Here is a 23,740-nt window from a genome sequence, read left to right as displayed (position 1 = left end):
CGCTTTATGGTGGGCTTTTTGTTTTTTTTAATACATAAGGGAGGAAAATAAATGGCATTTCATAGTCCTGATCAAATTGCCCGAAAAGTAGTTGAAGCGGGCGCGAAGAAAGCAGTAATGCCGATTCGTCATGCCCTGCTGTTAGGTTTCTTAGGAGGAGCGTTTATCGCATTGGGTTTTCTATTAGACATACGGGTGAGTGGCAACTTGCCAAAAGAATGGGGGTCATTCGGCTCATTTCTTGGCGCTTCGGTGTTCCCGGTCGGCCTCATGCTGATCATTATTGCCGGCGGTGAACTGCTGACGGGGAATATGATGGCCTTGCCGATGGCAGTATTGGCTAAGCGGGCAACAACCCTACAACTAATGAGGAATTGGCTGCTGATTGTTGTCAGTAACTTTGTCGGTGCTATCTTTGTAGCTTACTTCTTTGGCCATGTGGTTGGCTTGACAGAAACAGGGCCATTCTTGGAAAAAACAGTGGCAATCGCCCAAGCAAAAACAAGTGAAACCTTTGTTCAAGCATTAATTTCTGCAGTCGGCTGTAACTGGCTGGTCTGTTTGGCGGTGTGGATGGCATTTGGTGCTGAAGACATTGGTGGAAAGATGTTTGCGATTTGGTTCCCTATCATGGGATTCGTTGCAATCGGTTTCCAGCACGTCGTGGCCAATATGTTCGTGATTCCAGCGGCCATTTTTGCCGGCAGCCTTAGCTGGACCGATTATTTTAGTAACTTTGTACCGGTATTTATTGGCAATGCCATTGGCGGAGGAATTTTCGTCGCCTTGATCTACTGGATGGTATATAAAGAGGCATTACGGACTAATGCTTCACAAGCATTAAACAACATAAAGAAGGCCGTTTAGCAATCTAACTTGCCGTAGTTCGCAAAAAATACAAATTTATGATATATTCATAGTATTAATGTTTAAAATTAGTGAAGAATGCATTGAAATCAGGTAACAGTTGTTGCTTTGATTTCCTGCTTGCTCACAGATAATATGGCGGGAATGATCGCTAGTATATAAAATATGCTCAGAAATTCTCCCCCCATGAAACGGTTTATACCAATTAGGTATAGCAACTGTTTTATGGGGGGTTTTTTGGCTAATAAGAAAGTATAAGTGCAACTACGCCTCTGTCTTCGCCCTTAGGGGCTCACCAGTCGGCGAGTTTTCTTTATGTTTAGGAGGGTTTTATTTTGTCGGAAAAAGTGAATGTGTTTATTAATGGAACCGCCCGTGAGATTGAGGCTGGAACTCGAATCTTGGATTACCTTATTTCACAGGATATCCAGCATCCACATGTTTGTTATTCAGAAATTCTTGGTCCAGTCCAAAGCTGTGATACCTGTATGTGTGAAGTGAACGGCACTATTATGCGGGCCTGTTCGACTGTCATGGAGGAAGGGATGAATATCCTGACAGCTTCCGAGGTGGCGAAAAAGGCCCAGGAAGAAGCGATGGACCGGATTTTGGAAAATCATTTATTGTATTGTACGGTCTGCGACAACAACAACGGCAATTGTCGTGTCCATAATACGGCGGAAATGATGGGTGTCCAGCATCAGACACGTCCGCATCGTTCCAAGGGCTATGAAGTGGATATGTCCCATCCATTTTACCGCTACGACCCGGACCAATGTATTTTGTGCGGGCGCTGTGTGGAAACCTGTCAGGACCTGCAGGTCAACGAAACATTGATGATCGACTGGGAGAGCCAGCAGCCTCGTGTATTGTGGGATGGCGGAAAAAGCATCAATGAATCATCCTGCGTTTCCTGTGGGCAGTGTGTCACGGTTTGTCCATGTAATGCCTTGATGGAAAAATCGATGCTTGGCAATGCCGGATTCATGACGGGAATAGAAGATGACTTGCTAACTCCAATGATTGATCTTGTTAAAGCGGTAGAACCGGATTACCAAACCATTTTTGCCGTATCTGAAGTTGAAGCAGCGATGCGCGACACACGCATCAAGAAAACAAAAACCGTTTGTACGTTCTGCGGCGTCGGATGCTCATTTGAAGTTTGGACAAAAGATCATGAGATATTAAAAATTGAACCATCTGAAAATGCGCCGGTTAACAGTGTATCTACGTGTGTAAAAGGAAAATTCGGCTGGGATTTTGTCAATTCAAAAGAACGGATTACCACTCCATTAATACGTAAGGGCGATGTGTTTGTTGAAGCCTCTTGGGATGAAGCCTTAGATCTTGTGGCTGAAAAATTGGGCGGCATCAAAGATACGTACGGAAGCGATGCACTAGGATTTATCGCTTCTTCTAAAATCACTAATGAAGAGAACTACCTGATTCAAAAATTAAGCCGTCAGGTATTTGGCACCAACAACGTGGATAACTGCTCCCGTTATTGCCAGTCGCCTGCTTCTTGGGGCTTGCAGCAAACAGGCGGCATCGGCGGTGACTCCGCAACGATTCAAGACATTGCGGGCGCTGGACTTGTTATCTTAGTAGGCTGTGCGCCGGCAGAGGGACACCCTGTTCTTGCTACACGAATTAAGCGAGCACATAAGCTTCACGGGCAAAAATTAATCACCATCGATGTCCGCAAACATGAAATGGCCGACCGCGCTGATTTGTTTGTGCGTCCAAGACAAGGTACAGATTATGTATGGCTGTCTGCTGTAACAAAATACATTATTGACCAAGGCTGGCATGATGAAGAGTTCATTCAAAAGCATGTCAACCATTATGATGAATTCTTAAATATGATTGCTCCTTATACGCTCGAAGAAGCGGAGAGAATGACTGGCATCTCGCAAGAAGCATTAATCCAAATCGCGGAAATGATTCATGATGCGGACGGGACCGCCATTTGCTGGGGAATGGGCGTCACGCAAAATATTGCAGGTTCTCATACATCAGTTGCCATTGCCAACCTTCTCCTTGCGACAGGAAATATGATGCGCCGCAATGCAGGGGCATTCCCGCTTCGTGGACATAACAACGTACAAGGTGCCGCTGACATGGGCACGATGCCAAATATCTTCCCTGGCTATCAGCAAGTAGCAAGCGACGAAGTTCGTACAAAGTTTGAAAAAGCTTATGGCGTAACACTTCCTGCAAAGCCTGGTCTTGATAATATTGAGATGCTTGAAGCAATTGATAAGGGCGAATTGAAAGGAATGTATATCGTCGGGGAGGACATGGCATGGGTGGATGCCGATTCCAACCATACTCAAGCAATGCTTGCTAAACTCGATTTCCTTGTCGTTCAAGAAATTTTCTTAACGACAACGGCTCAGTTTGCAGATGTGATTTTGCCAGGCGTGCCTTCCCTTGAGAAAGAGGGTACATTCACCAATACAGAGCGCCGTGTCCAACGATTATACCAGGCATTGGAGACAACTGGTGACAGCAAGCCTGACTGGTGGATTCTACAGCAGGTGGCAAACCACATGGGCTTTAACTGGAATTATACCCATCCAAGTGAGATTTTTTCAGAAATGGCAAGCTTGACCCCGTTTTTTAAACATTGTAACTACAATGTGCTTGAAGGCTGGAACAGCTTTACATGGGGATCGCCAGACGGAACGGACACGCCTGTTCTTTACCTGGACGGCTTTAACTTCCCTGATAAGAAAGCTCGGTTCGGATTGTTTGATTACGTACCTCCGGTGGAATTCCCGGATGAGTTTGACTTGGCTCTTGATAACGGACGTTTGCTTGAACACTTCCATGAAGGGAACCTTACGCATAAATCAGAAGGGCTACAGTACAAGTTCCCGAAAGTTTTTGTTGAAGTTTCACCTGAGCTTGCCAAAGAGCGTGGGGTGAAGGATGGAACGATTGTCCGTCTCGTTTCACCATATGGTGCGATTCGTCTTCCGGTTCTTGTAACAGACCGTGTTGAAGGAAAAACCGTGTATGTCCCAATGCACTCCTCAAGCCATGAGAGCGCGGTAAACTTGTTGACAGGCGGGGCGGTTGATGTTGTAACACATACACCTGCTTATAAACAAACAAAGGTGCGAATGGAAGTCCTGGAAATCGATGGAGAAAATCCGCTGCCAAGATTCAACCCGCGAAATGCTACACGAACGCCGCAGATGGGTCTTGAAATCTACAGGAAATGGGAACGAGGCGATTATGTGCCGATTTCAAGCGTCAATGAACAGGTAAAGCCAGGCCTGTATGACAGGAGGAACGCATAGTGGCTCAGCCAATTAAAATCATAAAAAAAGTAGAATTGACAGAAGAGCAACAAAAAGCGCAATCCTTGGAGAGTCTTCTCTCCGAGGTTGCCCAAAATAAAGATTCCTTGCTGGATACACTTCAACTGTTGCAAGAGCTCCACAAAAGCGGTATTTTAGATGCTATGAACAGCCTTGTCAAAGCAAAAGAGCAAGTGGCAAAAATTGCGGTTGGCCAAATGACACGAGAGCCCGTTACGAATCTCATCAACAACGCAATGGCAGCAGGCGGCGCCTTGACGACACTTGATCCCGAAATGACAAAAAAGCTGATGAATGGCGTTGCAAATGGTTTGGAAAAGGCGGAACAAGGGCTCCAATCCAATTCAAAAGTAGGAATACTTGATTTATTGAAGGTATTGAACGATCCGGATATCAATAGGGCAATTGGTTTTGGTTTAAATCTCTTGAAGGGTGTCGGGGAAGGCTTAAAGGATTAAAGGAGGGGGAAACCCATTTGATGATTTTAAAATGAATGGGTTTCCTTGTTTCAATCGAAAACTATTCTAAGACGACAAATGAAGGGGAAGTCGATAATGGGAAAAAATTTAGAACACCAATTTAGTATGCTGGTTCGGGAAATCAGAAAAGAGTACGTTGGAAATGGCCCAAAAGAAATTAGTACCCGCTTCGTGGAAAACTGGGCAATTAGTGAAATGAAAGGCAACCTTACGAATGTAGAGAAGTTTATGATTAACTCTGAACAAGGAAAGCAAACCGTTCATGAGGCTCGGACCAAGCTGGTAAAGGAAATCTATAAAAGACAAGAGGTTGTGGATAAGTTTGAAACCTTAATGGGAGCAAGAGTGCTGCGGCTCTTTTCCGACATTAATATAGATGAAGATATCGCCATGACTGTATTTGTTTTTGATAAACCAATAGATCAAAAAGGTAAATGAGGGAACAAGGGAGACAGGGAGTATGGACCAGCAAATGCAGGTAACAAACCAGGTGCTGCGATATGAAAATGGTGTCGTGCAGCTTGTTGAGGATGTGGTTGTGACGGAATATCCAATCACGATTATGTTAAATGACCAAGAATTTGCCACCCTCGTATGCAGTCCGGAGAATATTGAGGAACTTGTCGTCGGATTTTTGGCGTCAGAGGGGATGATCAGCAGCTATGAGGATATAAAGGAACTGCAAGTAATTGAAACACTAGGTAAAGCAATGGTGACGACACATCGAGTGAATAAGTTGAATGAAATGTTCCACTCCAAGCGCATTGTAACATCGTGCTGCGGGAAAAGCCGGCAGAGTTTTTATTTTTATAATGATGCCAGAACCGTTAAGCCGATTGAAGTGAAAAACAAAGTGCTCACCGTCGACAACTGCTTTCGTCTGATGGAGATGCTGCAGGAATCCTCTACCATTTTTCAAGATACGGGCGGTGTCCATAACGCCGCATTATGTGATGAAAATGGCATCATTGTAGCGCGGACGGACATTGGCAGACATAATGCTTTGGATAAAATTTACGGCCACTGTCTGAAGCATCACATTTCCATCGAGGACAAAGTGATTGCTTTTAGCGGGCGCATTTCCTCAGAGGTATTATTGAAGGTAGCAAAAATTAAATGTGGAACCGTCCTGTCAAAATCTGCCCCAACGGAACTGGCACTAAGGTTGGCAGAAGAGCTGGGGATTACGACTGTGGGTTTTATCCGAAATAATGCCTTAAATATTTATACAAACTCGGAACGGATCATGACACCTGAATTAGCGAAATAAGGGGGTACCGCTAGTCGTTGCTAAGCGGTATTTTTGTTTTTCAATAGTATTGGTAAGTTCTGCAGATATGTTAAAATTCTTCTAAAGAATCCTTAAGATGAGGTGTTTTCATGGAATTACGCCAATTAAATCTATTTATGGAGGCAGCTAAACACAAAAGCATTACCAAGGCAGCGGAGAGTGTACATATTTCACAGCCTGCCTTGAGTAAATCGATTATGGCGTTAGAAGAAGAGCTTGGCATGACCTTGATTATCCGCAGCAATAAGGCAACGAATCTCACAGACGCTGGGAATGTGGTGCTAGAATATGCCCAGAAAATTTCCGGCCTGCTTGATGAAATGACCAAGACATTAAATGACATGACCGATCTGAAGAGGGGAGAAATAAACATTGGCCTTCCGCCTTTTATCGGAAGTTTATTTTTTCCAAAAGTGATGGCAAAGTTTCATCAGGCCTTTCCAAATATTAAATTAAATATCACCGAGTACGGCGGGGCGAGGGTCGTGAAAAGTGTGGAAGAAGGGGAATTTGAGCTAGGCGTTACCGTTCTGCCGATTGATGAACAAGAGTTTCGTGTTTACCCGATTGTGGAGGAAGAATTAATGCTGGTGGTTCACAAAGACCATCATTTCGCTGCCCGTAAACAAGTGGAAATAAAGGAATTGGCAGACGAAGAGTTTATCTTTTATCATGAAGAATTTTCGTTAAATCAGATTTTACGGAATCAATTCTTTATATCGGGTGGTTTCGAGCCGAAGATTTTATTTAAAAGCACACAATGGGACCTAATGTCGGAAATGGTCGCAGCCAACCTGGGGATAACCATTCTGCCGCAATCCATTTGCAATCGCTTGCTGAATAAGGAATTAAAAATCATTACTCTGAGACCGGCCACACTTTGGAGGCTTGCAGTTATCACCAAAAAAGACCGTTATATTTCCAATGCAGGGAGAACGTTTATCGACTTTATTTTGAAGGAGTCATTATAACTTTGAGTTATGAAAATCATTCTAAATATGTATTATACGAATAGCGGAATTCGTCGTAACATTACTCTATAGTTTAAATCGAGAAGTAAAAAGGAGCATGAAGGAATCTCCTTTTTCTTCTTTTGGAGTGGATTTTTACGATGAAAATTGGAGTTATTATTTTACAGATATTATTCATACATGTCTTTTTATTTCTCGGAGCCGCACTAAAAGAAATCGTTGCACTACCGATACCTGCTTCAATGTTTGGTTTGTTCCTATTGTTTTTGGCACTTTGCCTACACATCATCAAGCTGGAATGGATTGAAAAGGGCGCTAACTGGCTGCTGGCAGAGCTGCTCCTATTCTTCGTACCGTCTGCAGTAGGAATTGTCAATTATGATGAAATCATCAGCTTTCAAGGAGCCGAAATCGTCGTATTGATTGGGGTCAGCACCGTCATGGTCATGGGAATGACAGCCTTAATTGCAGAAAAAGTAACAAAAAGGAAAGGAAGTGAGCAGCTATGATGATGGTATTGTGTATTTTAGGCACTTATCTCATCTATCGTTTATCGAAAAAAATTTATGGGAAATGGCCGTTTCCTTTATTTCATCATTTACTGCTTGCCCCGACTCTTTTAATCGTTGCCATTTCAGTCATGCATGTATCTGCGAATCAATATTTGGATGCAACAAAATGGCTGACACATATGCTGGGGCCAGCTACGGTTGCTTTCGCGGTACCTATTTATAAACACTTGCCAACGGTCAAAAAATATTTAGGCACCATTATTATCAGTACCATTACCGGTTCGCTGGTGGCGATTTTTTCAACATTTGCTCTTTCAAAAATAATCCATTTGAAATATGATTTTATGACGTCGATCCTTCCGAGGTCCATAACTACGCCGTTTGCCATTGAGGTATCAAAAGAGATTGGCGGCCTGCCAACGTTAACAACCGTGTTCGTCATCTTGACCGGCGTGATTGGCGGAGTTGTCGGCCCCTCCGTTATTAAATGGCTATCCATCCAGACACCGATTGCAAAAGGTCTTGCACTAGGAATGGGCGCCCATGGGGCCGGAACAAACAAAGCGCTGGAATATGGGGAGCAAGAAGCGACCTTTTCGTCGCTGGCTATGATTTTTGCTGCTTTTATAACCTTATTGTTGGGGGCTTTGCTGATACCGGCAATGATTTAGTGGAAATCCCCCATAAAGAGAGCATTCCTTACGAATATGTTTATATGTAAAAAAAAAACATGGGGACGGTTCTTCTGCTTCTGAAGCAGAAGAACCGTCCCTATGCATCATCGGAGAGAAGAAATATGACAGAAGAAACTTATCAATCTCGTGAGGAACGAAAAAAAGCGGAGAATACAAGGGAAAGCCGCCAAATAAACAAAAAATTGCCCATAAAAGGGTCGATGTTAAAAAAGGTGGTCATTTTTTGTTTAGTGATTGGACTTGTTTCCACCGGGGCGGGGGCTATCACGTTCGCATCGATGTTAAAGGGTACACCTGAACTAGATGCCTCCAAATTAGTCGACCCTCTATCGACGAAATTTTATGATAAAGATGGAAACTTCATTTATGAATATGGGAAGGAAAAGCGGACGAAAATTTCGTATGAGCAAATTCCAGAAGTCTTGGAAAATGCGTTCATTGCCACGGAGGATTCCCGTTTTTATGACCATCATGGCATTGACATCAAAAGGACGGCGAAAGCCATTTTTGTCAATGTAACAGGGGATTTCGGATCACAGGGCGGGAGTACGATTACACAGCAGGTTATCAAAAACTCATTTCTGACACGTGAAAAAACATTGAAGCGGAAGGTGCAGGAGTGGGATTTGGCGTATCAGCTTGAGAAAAAGTATTCCAAGCACGAAATCTTAATGATGTATTTGAACAAAATCTACCTTGGCAACCACTCATACGGAGTGGCTGCCGCAGCAAAGAACTACTACGGGCTAGAGCCAAACGATTTGAAAAAGCTGACTCTCTCGCAGGCAGCGATGCTAGCCGGACTGCCGCAAAGTCCCAATAATTACGACCCAACCAAGCAAGAAAACAAAGAAGCGGCTACCAACCGCCGTAATCTAGTCTTAAGCTTGATGCATCGGCACGGCTATATTACCGAAAAACAGATGGAGGAAGCCTCAAAAGTTCCAGTCACAGAAGGGGTTATACCAAAAAGTGAGCAGCAGGGAATGCCATATGAAGCATTTTTGGATGCAGTGGTAAAAGAGATCAAAGGAAAGCTAAAGGATGTAGACGTCAGTGCCGATGGGTTATCGATTTATACGACGCTTGATCCAAAGGCACAGGATTATGCCGACAAAATGATGAACACTAATGAAATCATTGCTTACCCAGATGCGAAGTATCAGGGAGCGTTTGTCTTTATGGATACAAAAACGGGAGAAGTCAGGGCAATTGGCAGCGGCCGAAACGACTATCAGGCTGATTTTCTTGGCCACAATTTGGCGGTTGACATCAATCGTCAGCCGGGTTCCACCTTTAAGCCGATTCTTGATTACGGCCCAGCAATTGAAAATTTAAAGTGGTCTACGGCCCATTTAATTAATGACCAGCCAACAACTTATTCAACCGGTCAGCAGATTTCTAACTGGGACCATCAATATCATGGAATGTTGACCATCCGCTCCGCGCTGCAAAACTCGTATAATATCCCAGCCCTTCTCACACTCCGTGAGGTTGGTTTTGATAAAGCGAAGAACTTTGCGGAACAGCTAGGCATTACATTTAAAAATAATCAGGTCTTTGAGTCTTATGCAATCGGAAGCAATACAGTCAGCCCTCTAGCAATGGCAGGTGCCTACAGTGCCTTTGGAAATGGCGGAATTTACAATAAACCTCATTTTGTCCAAAAGGTTGTTTTGGCAGACGGCACTACGGTAAATTTCGCTGAGAAACCAAAGCGAGTGATGCAGGATTACACTGCCTATATGGTGACTGATATGTTACGGACTGTCGTCGATGCCGGAACAGGTACAACAGCCAATATCCCCGGTTTGGATGTCGCGGGAAAAACGGGTACTACCAATTTTGACGCCCAAACCCGTGCGAAATATGGATATCCTAACAACGCGACAAATGACAGCTGGTTCGCAGGCTACACACCACAATACACAATGGCAGTTTGGACCGGATATGCCCAAAACGGTTCTGGCAACTATCAAGCCGGAAATACAACGAAAATTGCTTCGCTTATGTTTAAATCGATGATGCAGTCATTTGGGACGGATTCGTCGAATTTCCAGCAGCCTAACAGCGTGTATGAGGTCAATAACGAATTGTATATCAAAGGTATCGCTTCCGCCGAAGTGCCGCCAAAGCCAATTGAAAAAGTAAAAACTGAAATCGAAAATGGCTGGAATAATGGGAAAGAGAAGCATAAAAAGGACGAGTGGAAAAAAGAAAAAGAAAAGGAAAAAGAAAAGGGAAAAGGCAAGGGTAAAGGGAAAAATAAGGAAGATTAAGATTGTACGAAAAGGATTTTCGGGGCTGCCGACTAAGTCGGCAGTCTTTTTCGTTTTGGTGTGTAAAATCAATGCCAATAAAAAAGGACCGTTTTCCATTAACGATCCTTGCATTATTCATGTTCCTCCTGAAAAGGTAATTCGATGGAAATTTGAATGACCTCATTTTTATAATCAACACGAATAGTTCCTTGATGCAATTCAATGATGCTTTTTGTGATGGCTAGGCCTAATCCAGCTCCAGACTTGTTGGAGGAACGTGAGGGATCCACGCGGTAGAAACGATCAAATAATCTAGCAACCTCCTCTTCAGATAGGGAATCACATGGATTTGAAACAGATATCTGAACAGAGTGTTCGTTTTTGACCATATGAACATGAATTTCCCCAGAAGGGGTACTATATTTTATGGCATTTGTTAACACATTTTCCAATGCGCGCACCATTTGATTCGGGTCGACCTCCATTAGGATCGGTTCTTTTGGGAGATTGCTGCTAATCATGACATCGTGATCTTTTGCGATCGGGTCAAGTTCATCCATTAGCTGTCTGAGCATTTGGTTTAGGCTGACCTTTTCTCTTTTGAGCTGGATACCTTCATAAGTTAGACGGGTAAAATCGAATAAATTCTCGATTAAAATTTTTAATTGTTCAGATTTACCATATGCAATATCAACGTATTCATCCAATTGTGCCTGGTTCTTATACTGATGGTCTTTCACTAGTCTCATATAGCCCATGATCGAAGTTAAGGGTGTACGTAAATCATGGGAGACGTTGGTGATTAGCTCATCCTTTAATTTTTCAGTCTGTCTTTGCCTTTCCATCATTTCGGTTAATTCTGAAGCCATATAATTAATGTTGGTTGCTAGTGAACCTACCTCATCCTGACTTTTCTCACGAATCCGATTTTTTAAATTCCCCTTGGCGATTTCGGTTAAACCTAACGCAATCTCCTCTATTTCCCTCATCTTTCGTTTTGTTATGAAATAATAACAGAGAATAAACGTAATAAGTCCAAGAAGATAAGGGGTGACTCCCGTTTCTTTCACATAAACGGAGGTGGATTTTGGCACTCCACTGACAAGTAGGTAGTTTTTTCCGCCATCCATGGTGATCGGATAAATTCTTGTCACAATCGGATGATCATCATGCTCCTTGCCAGCAAGGGGCATTTTGGCCTTTTTCATTTCCTCTTGGAGATTAACTTGAGTATCAATTGCTCCTTTTGATCGATAAAGGACTGTACCACCGGAATCTGTAATCAATGCATTAATGTTGTTTAGTTGTTTAGGCGTATTTATTAAATATTGAACTAATTCATCTTTCGATAATACATAAAAGGACTTCCCGTCATAAGGGACGGTTAACCGTTCCGCGTTTCCTTTCCCCGAAGGCTGTGACCCCTGAAGAAATTGACTTTTGAAATCTGGATCTTGATCCCCTAAATCCTTGACAAGTTCGATTATGTCTTGATTCATCAAATTCATTTGTTTCACCAAATCTCGTCCACTTTCATCAATGGTGACGACGCCTTCCGTAAAATCAAGTTTCCGATCCTCACTGACAAAAAAGGGGCTTGAGGCCCAACCGACCAAAAGGGAAATAATAGTACAAAAGGCAAAGGCTAATATCAGCTGAATGCGGATACTAGTCTTCACTAAATTAGTAAGCTTTTGCAAATATCCACCTCTCGAATGGCCATGTAAAAACTTCTTCTCATTGTTCAATTTTATAGCCCACCCCCCAAACCGTTTTGATATACCGTGGTTTCCGCGGGTTAATCTCCAGTTTCTCGCGCAAATTACGAATATGAACCATTACGGTGTTTTCGGATTCATAAAACGGCTCATTCCAAACCTGTTCATAGATTTTTTCTGTACTAAACACAACTCCAGGATTGCGGGCCAATAGCTCTAAAATGGCGAATTCCCTAGGTGTTAACTTTATATCTTTCCCATCCACTTTAACCTCGTGTGTAGAAATGTTAATGACTAGTTCATCAATCGAAATGACATCCAGCTGCTGGATTGTATTTGCCTGATGGCTTCCGTCCGTTTGATTTAACCGAAGATAACGACGAAGCTGCGATTTGATTCTTGCGACTAATTCCAAAGGCTGAAACGGCTTTGTTACATAGTCATCCGCACCGGTGGTTAGTCCCATAATCTTATCCATATCCTGCGATTTGGCAGATAGCATAATAATAGGAACATTTCTTCTTTCTCTGATTTTCATACAGGCTTGAATACCGTCGAGACGAGGCATCATGATATCCAAAACAACTAAATGAACTGTGTTTTCTTCAAGATACTGTAACCCCTCGATCCCATCGGCTGCTTTTAAAACGTTATATCCTTCATTCGCCAGATAAATCCCTATCAAATCTCGGATTTCTTTTTCATCATCAATAATGAGAATGGTTTCTTGTGCCATGAAAACCTCTCCTTTCTAACTCACTAAAGTTTACTCTATTCCTCTTAAGAAAAAACAATAGAATTTCTGAAGATTTTCTGAAGTTCTCTTTAAACTCTTAAGAAAATCTTCAGAAGGAACGATATTTTTCCTTAAGAAGTTTTTTGTAAGATACATACATGCGAGGAGGTACTCAGCGTGAACAAAAAATGGAAAATAGTTGGAGTGCTTTGTTTTCTGTTCAGCATTCCGGCGATGATGTTGATTTATCCATATTTAAATACACCCACTCGCGGTGTTCATACATTAATTACAAGTTTAGATAAAACGATTCCTGTTGTGAAGCTATTTGTGATTCCTTATGCTGCATGGATTGTTTATATAACCATTACGTTGGTTTATTTCTGTTTTAAAGATACTTCACTTGCATTCAAAACAATACTTGTTTTTGACCTAGGATTGCTGGCCAGCTTCCTTATTTATTATTTTTACCAAACGGAAGGTCCAGTACGCCCTGAGATAGTGGGCAATGATTTACTATCACGGATGTTGCAATTTGTTTATCAAATCGATCATCCATACAACAGCTTCCCAAGCATTCATGTGATGAGCAGTTATTTAATGATAAGGGCCTCTCGTGACAGTTCGTGGAAGAACAGGTGGATGCAATGGATTATAGGATGTTTCTCGACTTCCATTATCCTTGCCACTTTGTTTATAAAACAGCATGTGATTATGGATTGTTTAGCCGCCATTTTATTGGTCGAATGTTTATTCAAAATGGTGGAGTACGGATATATGCGGGTGTTTGTACAGAAACGCACAGTGAAATCCGTTGGCGAGAAATCTTTTTCAGTATAGCCATCGTTGCTGTATTGATCACCTGATACCAATAGATACGTTAAACCTTTTAAAGGAGTGGAGAAAAATGAATGCCGTAAAAAAAGAAAAAATTTTAATCCTTACTGGAAATTATGGTGATGGTCATATTCAAGTAGCCAATGCATTAAACGAAGCGATACAAATTCGTTTCCCTGACTTGGAACCGGTTGTTTTTGATTTTATGGAATGGGTCCATCCTTATTCAAATCAGGTAAGCCGTTTTATCTACCTTCAAGGGGTGAAAAAATTCCCTCAGGTTTATGGCTATATTTATCAAAAAACACGTAGAGTGAACACTTTTTCTAAGATGATGAAGACGATTTTGTCTACAGGGCTGGGAAGGATGAAAAAATTACTTGAAGAAGTGGAGCCGACAGTCGTTGTCAGTACCTTTCCGTTGGCTGCTGCTGTGATGTCGAAATTAAAATCTTTTGGATTAACAGATATTCCTACCGTTACAACCATCACCGACCATACCGATCATAGCTGCTGGATTTATCCTTACACGGATCAATATATCGTTGGCTCCAAGTTGGTTCGTGATGCTTTGATTAGCTTAGGTGTTGAAAAGAAACGAATCGCCCATACAGGGATTCCCATTCGCCAGCAATTCTCGCAAACCTTTAAACGGGAAGAAATTTGCGAGAAATATGGCTTAGATCCTCAAATGCCCACAGTATTAGTGATGGGAGGAGGCTGCGGTATGATTGGTGATGGGAGTTCCACCATCCAGGAGTTTGATGCATTACCGCAGCCAATTCAATTGATTATAGTTTGCGGACATAATGAGAAACTTCGCTTGCAATTGAAGGAAAAGCTGAAGAATTCCAAGCATCGCATTCAACTCACTGGTTATATCGATTACGTTCATGAGTTGATGGCTATTTCTGATCTCATGATAACGAAACCAGGCGGCGTCACTACTTTTGAGGCGATTGCTATGGAGCTGCCAATGCTTCTTTATAAACCGATTCCCGGTCAAGAACAGGATAACGCAAAATTTCTAGTCCGTTCGGGGGTGGCAGTTCAAGCCAAAACGGATCGGGATTTAACCAATCAATTATCCAAATTGTTGAACACTCCAAAATTGCTTCATCAGATGAGGGAGAGTTCGAAACAATTTCATCCAAAAGAATCTTCGATTGCATCAGTCGAAATCATTCTCGATACAAAAGGGACCCATATCAGTCTTGATGACCATATGTATTCTTTTGGGGTATGAGTCAAGAGGAAGGTGAAATATGGAAACTATTATGATGTCGACATCCAAAATAAAACAATCGAGAGCCCGCTCTCTATCAATAGGAAGTTTGATGATTTTCTTACTTCTAACAGGGTTATATTTGTATTTTCTTCATACAGGCGCTGCTAAAGTATGGCTTGAATCCATCCGGCATCTAGGTGTTTTTGGTGTCATTTTAGGTATTTTGATCCAAACAGTTGTCAATGTAATACCGGCACCAGGGGAATTTGTCTCCCTTTTCCTTATCGAGATATATGGACCATTTGCAGGTGGATTCTATTCTTGGATTGGCGGGATAGCAGGTGCCGTCCTTGCGTATTATCTTTCTGATTGGATTGCACGTCCAATCATTGAACCAATGGCTAAACCATATCTGGAAAAAATCGACCGATGGCTGCGAAAACGAGGCGATATAGGGCTTTTGTTGATCCGTTTCGTTCCATTGGTCCCGTATCATTTCATCAATTATGCAGCAGGTATATTGGGCGTGAGTAAAAAGGGATTTCTATGGACGACGGCCTTAGGGATATTGCCTTATACCATATCAGTTAGCTGCCTATTTGCTGGCGTTCGTTACGGAAGATTCCTTCCGTTTATTGTGGGCGGTGGATTTTTTATCTTGTCATCTATCTTAAGTATCGTTCTAAGGAGAAAAATGGATTAAGGCTTTTTCTGTAAAACTTAATAGAAAGGAGAAAACAAAGAATGGTTAAGATTATTCTTCTGCTTTGTTTCATATTAGCACTGTACTGGTTAATTCCATTTATTCTTTCTGCCGGTTTTAGCATTGGAGTATTAAAACGGAAAGAGACTTCAGAAAAGATCGCATTTACTTTCGATGACGGTCCAAATCGTATTTTCACTCCGCAGTTATTGGATTTGTTAAAAAAATATAATATCAAAGCAACATTTTTTGTCCTTGGTTCTAAAGCGGAAAAATACCCGGAGTTAATTGCGAGAATGCATGAAGAAGGGCATTTAATCGGAATGCACAATTACGTTCATAAATCCAACTGGGTGATGGGTCCATGGACAATCCGGAAGCAATTAGGGAAGACTGCTGCCATCATTGAAAACATTACCGGGGAACGTCCAATTTATTATCGTCCGCCATGGGGATTATTAAACTTATTTGATTTTTTCCTAATGAAAAAGTATAAAATGATCCACTGGTCAGTAATGGCAGAAGACTGGCGCAGTAAAGGCGGCAGCGAGAAGATTAAAACTAGATTGATACGGGATATAAAGAATGGGGATGTCGTTCTTCTGCACGATTGTGGGGAAACGTTTGGAGCAGATCAAGATGCTCCGGCCAATACAATTGATGCATTAAAAGATGTTTTTAAAGAACTATCATCTCAGGGTAAATCCTGTGTAAGAATCGATGAATTGTAGACAAGTATAGTTTGTTAAAAGGAAATCATAGCTTCTGATTTTTAGGCGATTCCGGTAATTAATATAAATTAGAACAGGAGTGAAACACTTGAAAAAAATTAGTATGGAAAGTTCATCGTTAAGCAGTGAGATGTTGAATAAGGTTCCACAGGTCACGATATTCTTTTGGATTATTAAAATTATGGCTACAACAGTTGGAGAGACAGCAGCGGATTTCCTAAACTTTAATTTGCACTGGGGTTTGACAAATACGACGTTAGTCATGACTGTTTTATTGGTCATCACTTTGTTATTTCAGTTTAAATCCAGCAGATATGTGCCGGCGATATACTGGCTAGTGGTGGTGCTAATCAGCGTGGTAGGGACTCTGGTGACCGATAATCTTACGGATAACTTAGGAGTTCCTTTACAAACGTCCACCATCAGCTTCGCTATCTTGTTGATCTTAACCTTTACCGTTTGGTTCGTTAGTGAAAGGACTCTATCAATTCACTCTATCTTTACGACGAAGCGAGAAGCCTTTTATTGGTTGACGATTCTGTTTACCTTTGCTTTAGGTACAGCTGCCGGTGATCTTTTATCAGAGGATATGAATTTAGGTTACTTTAATTCTGGACTGATATTTGCAGCAATGATTGCGCTAATAACTGTTGCGTACTATTTCTTCAAGTTAAATGCTGTGTTAGCCTTCTGGCTTGCCTATATTTTGACACGCCCTTTCGGTGCCTCTCTTGGTGACTTTTTGTCACAATCACATAAGCACGGCGGACTCGGATTAGGTACTACAGGAACGAGCGCAATCTTCCTGGTTATCATTCTTTGCTTGGTCATCTACCTAACCAAAACAAGAATAGATGAGAGTGGACAGAAAAAATCAGAATAAGGAAGCATCACTTTCTTAAAAAAAGGTAGGTATTATATGTCACATTTTATCCAATCCATCTTTGATTTGCTTTCAGGTCTAGGTTATTTTGGAATTACTCTTGGTTTAATGGTAGAGGTAATTCCCAGTGAAATTGTATTAGCCTATGGGGGGTATTTAATTTCTGTTGGAAAGCTCTCACTCATAGGAGCGGTAGTTGCCGGGACAATTGGAGGTATCATTGCTCAATGGTTTTTATATTGGTTGGGCAAGTATGGCGGGAGACCTATTCTAGATAAATATGGAAAGTATTTGTTGATTAAATCTTATCATTTAGATGTCGCTCAACAATGGTTCCTAAAATATGGGTCAGGAGTTATCTTTACAGCACGCTTCATCCCTGTCGTGAGACATGCCATTTCCATTCCTGCAGGTATTGCCCGGATGTCATTTGCGCGGTTTAGCATTTATACTACGGCAGCGATTATTCCATGGACGATACTTTTTCTTTATTTAGGGATGACACTGGGATCAAAATGGAACCAAATTAACAAGGCTGCAAGTCCATATGTTACACCTGTCATTATCATAGCCGTGGTTTTCACCATATGCTATGCCCTTTATAAATGGAAAAATAAAAAGATAAATACAAACTAGATCAATATAAAGTAAGTCGTTTAACAATTTTATAGACTATTAATTAAGAGGATGTCTCATTATTAATTTTGAGACATCTATTTATTTTGTTGAGAAAACTTCTTAGTAAATTTCTCTATAAATTAAAAAATCCTTGAAATAGAAAACTGCTGAATTACTTGCATACAAATCACTTGTATACAAATGAATTTGAATGTGTTATATTCTTACTAATCAGAAAGTTCGAAATAGTAATAATGGAGGTGGATTATGGAAAAAGTCGATATCTGTGTTCATTTTCTACTAGGAAAAGCATTGCAAAAGGTGAACCAAGTGAGTAAATCCAAACTATCATCCTACGGTGTGACACCTGTTCAATATGCACTGCTTCGTCAGCTGTGGAGAAAGGATGGACAATTTGGTTTTGAATTAGCCGAAAGACTTCAATTAGACAGCGCAACCATCACAGGGATCATCGACCGCTTGGAACAAAACGGGTTTATTGATCGACGTGTTGATCCGAATGATCGGCGAAACAAGCTAGTTTTTCTAACAGATAAAGGGAGGTCGATGGAGGTTCCATTATGTCAGAAAATGGATGAGATGAATGAAGAAGTGATGTCAGATTTAAGTGATGTAGAGATTCAACAATTTAAAAAAATACTTTATGATATTGGCATCAAGAATAAGTAATGCAGGAAAAAGACTATTCGCAAAGGATGGTGACAACTTGAACGATAGAATTATTATACCCTTATGGGCAATTGGCTCGTTTTTGGTCCTTATGAACACAACAATGTTTAACGTTGCCCTCCCAACCATCATACACGAGCTGCACATATCTGCCGGTGAGGGTTCCTGGATTGTCTCGGGGTATTCCATTGTGTTTGCTTTGTCCACTGTCATCTTTAGCCGATTATCCGATTATGTGTCAATCCGAAAGCTGCTGTTTGTTGGTTTGACCCTGCTTGGCGCGGCATCCGTAATGGGTTTTTTCGCACATAGTTTCGGGATTCTAATGGCTGCCCGTTTGGTTCAGGCAAGTGGTGCCGGTGCCGTGCCGGGATTAGGTATTGTCCTGGCAAGCCGTTACGTGCCGTTCGAGCGCCGTGGACGGGCCATTACCATTATCGCCTCCGGGTCTTCTTTGGCTTTTGCGTTAGGACCCGTGATTGGTGGAGTGATTACACAGTTTATGGGCTGGAATGGACTGTTTCTAATCACCAGCCTGGTCATACCTTTGGTTCCGGTCCTGTGGAGGCTGCTGCCACAAGAAATCCATACAGAATTCAACTTTGATATCCCTGGTGCCGCCCTTACAGCCATTGTTGTGGTATCAATATTGATTAGCGTCATGCAATTATCCATATGGTTCCTGCTGCTTAGCTTCGGTGCACTCGTAGCGAACATTTGGCACTTACGCAAGGTAAAAAATCCATTTGTACCCCCCAACTTGTTTCATCATCATGGTTACCGCAAACTCCTGGTTGTTAGTTTTTGTGCATTTATACTGAATATGTCAATGATTTTTATGATGCCCCTACTGTTGGCCGATTGGTTTCATATGTCTGCTGGCACCGTTGGGCTGATGATGTGTCCTGGCTCACTGTTAGCTGCTCTATTAATCAGGAAAGTTGGCCGCTGGATTGACCAGTATGGAAATTACCGCTTCCTCATAATCGGGCATTTTTTCCTGGCTGCAAGTATGATTTTGATGACGCTGCTGGTTCAGGTATCGCCTTACATCGTCATGATCGGCTATATCATATTCGCCCCTGCTCTTTCAACGGTATTATCCGCTTTGTCGAATGAAGTTTCGCGAATATTGGCCAAAGACCAAATCGGTTCTGGAATGGGCTTAAGCCAACTTAGCCAATTCTTCGGAGGATCGTTAGCTGTCGCAGTATGTGGTGTATTAATCAGCTGGCAAACGAATAAACCACTCATTACCGGATTTCAGAATATCTATTTGCTGTTAATTGTCGTTCTTCTGGGATCAATCTCTATACTAATCTGGTATGGAAAGCGGGCCCATAAAGGAGAAATCAATATTCAAGTTTAATAGAATCTGATCATAAAAATAATTTTGGAAGGTGAATATTATGAGTCGCTTAGAAGGTATGAAGAAAATGATAACTGGTGAAGTACCTATTGCACCGGTTGCGGAAGTCCTTGGGTTTCAAGTGGTAGAGGTGGAAGAAGGCAGAGTTGTGATTGAAATGGAAGCTTCTGAACGGTTACATAACCCAATGGGGACACTGCACGGCGGGATTCTGTGTGACATTGCGGATGCTGCGATGGGATATGCTTTTGTCACAACGCTGGCCGACGACGAATTATTTACGACAGTCGAAATTAAATTTAATTTCCTTAAACCAATTTTTAAATCGAAGCTTCGTGCAGAAGGGAAACTCATTAAGAAAGGCTCTACAGTGGGATTGCTGGAATGTCATGTATATGATGAAAAAGGGAGTCTAGTGGGGCATTCTACTAGTACATGCATGATATTAAAAGGTAATCCTGAACGAAAGAGAGTTCAGCTAAAATAAATAGGACATCATTATAAAATGTAAAGAGAGAAGGAGTGCCTTCTCTTTTTTTATTTTTCAGAAGAAGTTTACATATTTACTTGTAATTATCATAATTGTTATATAATTAAAACAATTACATCATGTATATAAGCGAGGGGAAATGATTGGGCAAAAGATTGAAAAAGCCACGGCTCCTAACACAAATGATTGTGTTTATTTCTATTATAATTCTAATCATGATTGTATCCGTAAGTGCCCTCTTTTCCTCTATGATTGATGATATGATTAAAACTTCATTAGGAAACCAGGCTATGGCGGTAGCAAAGATGACAGCTCAAAAGGGACAAATTATCAATGCTTTTAAGGATTCGAATCCTTCTTTAACCATCCAGCCTATTGCAGAAGAAATACGTAAAGCCACAGGTGCCGGCTATGTCGTAATTGGGAATAAAGAAAATATACGGTATTCTCACCATATCACAAAATATATTGGAAAACCCATGGGTACCAGCAACAAACAAGTATTTGAAAATAGCGCTTCGATTATATACGAAGGAACTGGCATTTCAGGAAAGGCAATCAAAGCAAAAACCCCTATTTATAATGAGGACGGAGAAATAATCGGCGTATCGTCAGTTGGTTTCTTAACCTCTGAAGTTGAGGGGAAAATACATAGCTACCGGATTAAGTTACTTCAGTCTGCCATTTTTATTTTGTTAGTTGGGGTAGCAGGGGCTGTCATTATTTCAAAGAGGATAAAAAAATTAATTTTTAACCTCGAGCCAGAAGAAATAACCTATTTGTTTGAAGAAAAAGAAGCGACCTTAGAATCTATTAAAGATGCTACCGTTGCAGTCAATAAAGACGGTGAAGTAACCTCTATCAATAAACGGGCAAGAGAGCTGCTGAAACACGGTCGCCTTGAGAAGGGGATGAGAATCGAGCATAGCCGTTTAAACGCGCTGATAGAATCGGTAATGGAAAAACAACAAAATACCTTAAATCACAAAATAATCTTCGGCGATCAGCTCTATTTAGTAGACGCCTCCCCCATACTAGAGAAACAAAGAACACGGGGAGCGGTATTAACAATTCGCCCTGTATCTGAAATAGAGGAAATTATCGATGAAGTTTCTAAAGTTCAAAATGTTTCAGACCATATTCGTTCCCAAAATCATGAGTATCTAAATAAATTAAATACTATTTACGGATTGATTACCCTTGAACAGTATGAAGAGGCAAGGAACCTTATTTCAGACGAAGTTAAAGAACGCCAGGATATTGTGGTTTTCTTAACTTCTTCGGTTAAAGATCCTTTTATTGCAGCATGTTTACTCGGAAAAATAAATCGATCAAAGGAATTGAAGGTTGATTTAGAAATCGATAAAGACAGCAACCTGGAGAGTATCCCTGCTGCATTGAATACGAAACTATTGGTTTCGATACTTGGTAATCTGATAGATAATGCCATGGAGGCAGCCGTACGGGCACATTCTTATGGGGCTTCTGTGAAAGTTTCGTTCACAGATATTGGAAGCGATATCATTTTTGATATAGAAGACAATGGCAACGGTATTCCGGAAGAATGGCAGGATCTGATTTTTAATCAAGGATTTACGACAAAAGAAGGAGAAAATCACGGCTTGGGACTAGCCATTGTTAATAATGCGTTAAATCAACTGGATGGGGAGATTTTTATTTCCATTAGTGATTCAGGCGGGGCTCGATTTACCATCGTTCTACCAAAAGGCAACTATGAGAGGGGTGTTATAAATGAATGAGGGGCTAATCAAAGTAATGATTGTAGAAGATGATGAAACAGCTGCAAAAATCTATGAAAAATTTACTGATAAAGCAGAAGGTTTTCTAGTAGTTGCCATTGCAAATACAGGGAGACAGGCACTTGATATGCTTAATATTTTTACTCCCGACCTCATTTTGCTAGATGTTTTTCTACCTGACATAAATGGGATTGATTTATTATGGGAGATTAGAAAGAAACTGAGAAGCGTGGACGTCATTATGATTACAGCTGCTAATGATGTTGGTACTGTAAGTGAAGCCATCAGGGGAGGAGCATTCAGTTACATACTTAAACCTATTATGATAAACAAGTTTTTTGAGGCTATGGAACAATTCAAGGAAACTAGAGAAAAACTAGTGAATTTAACCATTGTCGAACAGGAAGATGTGAATGATTTTTTTAGGGTAAAAAAAACACGGGAAGAGCCTTTTACCCGGGAGGAATTACCTGGATTACTGCCAAAGGGCATTGACAAACATACATTAAAAAAAGTGAGGCAGCAAATAGGGGAAATAAATGAAAACATCAATGCAGAAGAATTTTCAAAAATGATTGGAGCCAGCCATTCTACTGGCAGAAGATATCTTGAGTATTTGGTTTCAATCAATGAATTAGAAGTGGAAGTCATCTACGGGACTATAGGGCGTCCTGAAAGGAGATATAGGAGGAAGTAATCTGGTCATTTTTTCTTTGCCAAAACTTATCTATTAACAAAAAACCCGATTAGGCAGAGTAAGCCTTAATCGGGTTCTTTTAACTTATTCACTTTTTTCAAGCATTACCATCCATTCATCAATTTCAAAGGAATCTATAGTGTTCTCTGAATATTTAATAGAAAAATAATGTTTAATATTGTCGTTAGCGGATAGTAGATACTGATCAACTTCCTTTACCTGCTCCTCAGAAGAAGTTGTCCGCACTACCCATTCTTTATAATCAAACCTTTTTTTACGGAGATTTTCTTGAATTTTTTTAAATCCCGCTTGTTTAAACCATGTTTCCCATTCGTTTAAGGAGTAGCTTCGTACGTGGCTGTTATCCCTCGTTTTTTCCAAATGATTCACAAACTCATCTAATTCCTTATCAGCAGGAGAGACATTATCAATAAGGACGAACTTTCCGCCCGGTTTTAATACTCTTGCAGCCTCCCTAACAAAGATGTCCGGGTTTGGGAAGTGATGGGCAGCAATACGGCAAACTGCTGCATCAAAGGTTTGGTCTAAAAAGGGCAGAGCTTCTGCGTCTGCAGTTACAAAGAAAATATTAGGCCCGGAATCCGCTAAATGAGACCTAGTATTATTAAGCATGTCGTATGTTAAATCGGTTGCAAATACATATGCTCCATGAGGGGCAAGTGCTTTGGCCGCATGGCCGCCTCCAGTTGCAATATCTAAAACCGTCGCATCAGAAGGCAGCTCGAGCCACTTAGGTAAAAGCAAAAGGTCAGCCCCTTTTGAATGTGTGCTGCTGGTGACATATTTATCGGCATTGGTTCCAAATTGTTTCTGCACTGTTTTTTTTACCTGATCCGATTGTTCCTTCACTGGTT

At 41.2% G+C, this 23,740-nt stretch carries 23 protein-coding genes; 20 read left to right on the top strand and 3 right to left on the bottom strand.

Going from position 1 to position 23,740, the window contains the following annotated elements; genetic code table 11:
* Window positions 1–51: 51 nt before the first annotated feature.
* From QNN06_RS20260 to QNN06_RS20220, 9 genes are all read left to right on the top strand, one after another.
* Entirely contained in the window at window positions 52–867 is an 816-nt protein-coding gene (locus tag QNN06_RS20260) for a formate/nitrite transporter family protein (protein ID WP_213119037.1), read from the top strand.
* A 335-nt stretch (window positions 868–1,202) separates the two neighbouring features.
* Window positions 1,203–4,175: a formate dehydrogenase subunit alpha gene (gene fdhF, locus QNN06_RS20255; RefSeq protein WP_213119038.1), complete on the top strand. Its 2,973-nt coding sequence runs from the start codon at window positions 1,203–1,205 to the stop codon at window positions 4,173–4,175.
* Window positions 4,175–4,654, top strand: a complete 480-nt coding sequence (locus QNN06_RS20250; protein ID WP_213119039.1) for a helical membrane plugin domain-containing protein — start codon at window positions 4,175–4,177, stop codon at window positions 4,652–4,654. The genes fdhF and QNN06_RS20250 overlap by 1 nt, the downstream gene beginning before the upstream one ends.
* A 96-nt stretch (window positions 4,655–4,750) precedes the next feature.
* On the top strand, window positions 4,751–5,113 hold the full coding sequence (locus tag QNN06_RS20245) for a Na-translocating system protein MpsC family protein (RefSeq protein WP_213119040.1): 363 nt from the start codon (window positions 4,751–4,753) through the stop codon (window positions 5,111–5,113).
* Between the two features lie 22 nt (window positions 5,114–5,135).
* A complete protein-coding gene (gene fdhD, locus QNN06_RS20240; RefSeq protein ID WP_213119041.1) occupies window positions 5,136–5,945 on the top strand; it encodes a formate dehydrogenase accessory sulfurtransferase FdhD in 810 nt (269 codons plus the stop codon).
* 110 nt (window positions 5,946–6,055) lie between these two features.
* Entirely contained in the window at window positions 6,056–6,937 is an 882-nt protein-coding gene (locus QNN06_RS20235) for a LysR substrate-binding domain-containing protein (RefSeq protein WP_213119042.1), read from the top strand.
* A 140-nt stretch (window positions 6,938–7,077) separates the two neighbouring features.
* Window positions 7,078–7,446 (top strand): CidA/LrgA family protein, encoded by a 369-nt coding sequence (locus QNN06_RS20230; RefSeq protein WP_213119043.1) that lies wholly within the window; start codon window positions 7,078–7,080, stop codon window positions 7,444–7,446.
* Window positions 7,443–8,120: an LrgB family protein gene (locus tag QNN06_RS20225; protein WP_213119044.1), complete on the top strand. Its 678-nt coding sequence runs from the start codon at window positions 7,443–7,445 to the stop codon at window positions 8,118–8,120. Before QNN06_RS20230 ends, QNN06_RS20225 begins: the two co-directional genes overlap by 4 nt.
* 125 nt (window positions 8,121–8,245) lie before the next feature.
* On the top strand, window positions 8,246–10,423 hold the full coding sequence (locus QNN06_RS20220) for a transglycosylase domain-containing protein (protein ID WP_213119045.1): 2,178 nt from the start codon (window positions 8,246–8,248) through the stop codon (window positions 10,421–10,423).
* 113 nt (window positions 10,424–10,536) lie between these two features.
* Here the strand turns inward: QNN06_RS20220 and QNN06_RS20215 are convergent, their stop codons facing one another.
* Together QNN06_RS20215 and QNN06_RS20210 are read right to left on the bottom strand one after the other, a co-directional pair.
* On the bottom strand, window positions 10,537–12,153 hold the full coding sequence (locus tag QNN06_RS20215) for a HAMP domain-containing sensor histidine kinase (protein ID WP_213119046.1): 1,617 nt from the start codon (window positions 12,151–12,153) through the stop codon (window positions 10,537–10,539).
* Window positions 12,143–12,859, bottom strand: coding sequence for a response regulator transcription factor (locus QNN06_RS20210; RefSeq protein WP_213119047.1), 717 nt, complete (start codon window positions 12,857–12,859; stop codon window positions 12,143–12,145). Before QNN06_RS20210 ends, QNN06_RS20215 begins: the two co-directional genes overlap by 11 nt.
* A gap of 177 nt (window positions 12,860–13,036) precedes the next feature.
* Here QNN06_RS20210 and QNN06_RS20205 point away from each other — a divergent pair, with 177 nt between their 5' ends.
* The 11 genes from QNN06_RS20205 to QNN06_RS20155 all read left to right on the top strand — a co-directional run bounded on the left by QNN06_RS20205 (window position 13,037) and on the right by QNN06_RS20155 (window position 22,865).
* Window positions 13,037–13,699, top strand: coding sequence for a phosphatase PAP2 family protein (locus QNN06_RS20205; protein WP_213119048.1), 663 nt, complete (start codon window positions 13,037–13,039; stop codon window positions 13,697–13,699).
* Window positions 13,700–13,766: 67 nt separating this feature from the next.
* Window positions 13,767–14,942, top strand: coding sequence for an MGDG synthase family glycosyltransferase (locus QNN06_RS20200; RefSeq protein WP_213119049.1), 1,176 nt, complete (start codon window positions 13,767–13,769; stop codon window positions 14,940–14,942).
* A 19-nt stretch (window positions 14,943–14,961) separates the two neighbouring features.
* Window positions 14,962–15,627, top strand: a complete 666-nt coding sequence (locus tag QNN06_RS20195) for a TVP38/TMEM64 family protein (RefSeq protein ID WP_213119050.1) — start codon at window positions 14,962–14,964, stop codon at window positions 15,625–15,627.
* A gap of 41 nt (window positions 15,628–15,668) precedes the next feature.
* The gene (locus QNN06_RS20190; RefSeq protein ID WP_213119051.1) at window positions 15,669–16,358 is read left to right on the top strand and encodes a polysaccharide deacetylase family protein; all 690 of its coding nucleotides are present in this window, start codon (window positions 15,669–15,671) and stop codon (window positions 16,356–16,358) included.
* A gap of 103 nt (window positions 16,359–16,461) precedes the next feature.
* Entirely contained in the window at window positions 16,462–17,241 is a 780-nt protein-coding gene (locus QNN06_RS20185) for a COG4705 family protein (RefSeq protein WP_213119749.1), read from the top strand.
* A gap of 36 nt (window positions 17,242–17,277) precedes the next feature.
* Window positions 17,278–17,877, top strand: coding sequence for an undecaprenyl phosphate transporter UptA (gene uptA, locus QNN06_RS20180; protein WP_213119052.1), 600 nt, complete (start codon window positions 17,278–17,280; stop codon window positions 17,875–17,877).
* Between the two features lie 249 nt (window positions 17,878–18,126).
* On the top strand, window positions 18,127–18,549 hold the full coding sequence (locus QNN06_RS20175) for a MarR family winged helix-turn-helix transcriptional regulator (RefSeq protein ID WP_213119053.1): 423 nt from the start codon (window positions 18,127–18,129) through the stop codon (window positions 18,547–18,549).
* A gap of 37 nt (window positions 18,550–18,586) precedes the next feature.
* A complete protein-coding gene (locus QNN06_RS20170) occupies window positions 18,587–19,918 on the top strand; it encodes an MFS transporter (protein WP_284035846.1) in 1,332 nt (443 codons plus the stop codon).
* Between the two features lie 40 nt (window positions 19,919–19,958).
* Entirely contained in the window at window positions 19,959–20,405 is a 447-nt protein-coding gene (locus tag QNN06_RS20165) for a PaaI family thioesterase (protein ID WP_213119055.1), read from the top strand.
* A gap of 146 nt (window positions 20,406–20,551) precedes the next feature.
* Window positions 20,552–22,168 carry an ATP-binding protein gene (locus QNN06_RS20160; RefSeq protein ID WP_249366776.1) on the top strand — a complete coding sequence of 539 codons (1,617 nt, stop codon included), beginning with the start codon at window positions 20,552–20,554 and terminating at the stop codon, window positions 22,166–22,168.
* Window positions 22,161–22,865, top strand: a complete 705-nt coding sequence (locus QNN06_RS20155) for a response regulator (RefSeq protein ID WP_213119056.1) — start codon at window positions 22,161–22,163, stop codon at window positions 22,863–22,865. Before QNN06_RS20160 ends, QNN06_RS20155 begins: the two co-directional genes overlap by 8 nt.
* A gap of 84 nt (window positions 22,866–22,949) precedes the next feature.
* Here the strand turns inward: QNN06_RS20155 and QNN06_RS20150 are convergent, their stop codons facing one another.
* Window positions 22,950–23,735, bottom strand: coding sequence for a class I SAM-dependent methyltransferase (locus QNN06_RS20150; protein WP_213119057.1), 786 nt, complete (start codon window positions 23,733–23,735; stop codon window positions 22,950–22,952).
* Window positions 23,736–23,740 lie beyond the last annotated feature (5 nt).

Origin of the sequence: Neobacillus sp. 114 (assembly GCF_030127045.1) — a bacterium.
GTDB lineage: Bacteria > Bacillota > Bacilli > Bacillales > Cytobacillaceae > Neobacillus > Neobacillus rhizophilus.
This window is presented reverse-complemented; position numbering and strand designations above follow the sequence as displayed.

Bases quoted from the DNA above. Each gene is read 5' to 3' on its own strand.
- QNN06_RS20220 (WP_213119045.1), top strand. From the start codon at position 8,246: ATGACAGAAGAAACTTATCAATCTCGTGAGGAACGAAAAAAAGCGGAG.
- fdhD (WP_213119041.1), top strand. From the start codon at position 5,136: ATGGACCAGCAAATGCAGGTAACAAACCAGGTGCTGCGATATGAAAAT.
- QNN06_RS20225 (WP_213119044.1), top strand. From the start codon at position 7,443: ATGATGATGGTATTGTGTATTTTAGGCACTTATCTCATCTATCGTTTA.
- QNN06_RS20260 (WP_213119037.1), top strand. From the start codon at position 52: ATGGCATTTCATAGTCCTGATCAAATTGCCCGAAAAGTAGTTGAAGCG.
- QNN06_RS20195 (WP_213119050.1), top strand. From the start codon at position 14,962: ATGGAAACTATTATGATGTCGACATCCAAAATAAAACAATCGAGAGCC.
- QNN06_RS20245 (WP_213119040.1), top strand. From the start codon at position 4,751: ATGGGAAAAAATTTAGAACACCAATTTAGTATGCTGGTTCGGGAAATC.
- QNN06_RS20210 (WP_213119047.1), bottom strand. From the start codon at position 12,859: ATGGCACAAGAAACCATTCTCATTATTGATGATGAAAAAGAAATCCGA.
- uptA (WP_213119052.1), top strand. From the start codon at position 17,278: ATGTCACATTTTATCCAATCCATCTTTGATTTGCTTTCAGGTCTAGGT.
- QNN06_RS20175 (WP_213119053.1), top strand. From the start codon at position 18,127: ATGGAAAAAGTCGATATCTGTGTTCATTTTCTACTAGGAAAAGCATTG.
- QNN06_RS20230 (WP_213119043.1), top strand. From the start codon at position 7,078: ATGAAAATTGGAGTTATTATTTTACAGATATTATTCATACATGTCTTT.
- QNN06_RS20200 (WP_213119049.1), top strand. From the start codon at position 13,767: ATGAATGCCGTAAAAAAAGAAAAAATTTTAATCCTTACTGGAAATTAT.
- QNN06_RS20165 (WP_213119055.1), top strand. From the start codon at position 19,959: ATGAGTCGCTTAGAAGGTATGAAGAAAATGATAACTGGTGAAGTACCT.
- QNN06_RS20235 (WP_213119042.1), top strand. From the start codon at position 6,056: ATGGAATTACGCCAATTAAATCTATTTATGGAGGCAGCTAAACACAAA.
- QNN06_RS20185 (WP_213119749.1), top strand. From the start codon at position 16,462: ATGGAAAGTTCATCGTTAAGCAGTGAGATGTTGAATAAGGTTCCACAG.
- QNN06_RS20190 (WP_213119051.1), top strand. From the start codon at position 15,669: ATGGTTAAGATTATTCTTCTGCTTTGTTTCATATTAGCACTGTACTGG.
- QNN06_RS20155 (WP_213119056.1), top strand. From the start codon at position 22,161: ATGAATGAGGGGCTAATCAAAGTAATGATTGTAGAAGATGATGAAACA.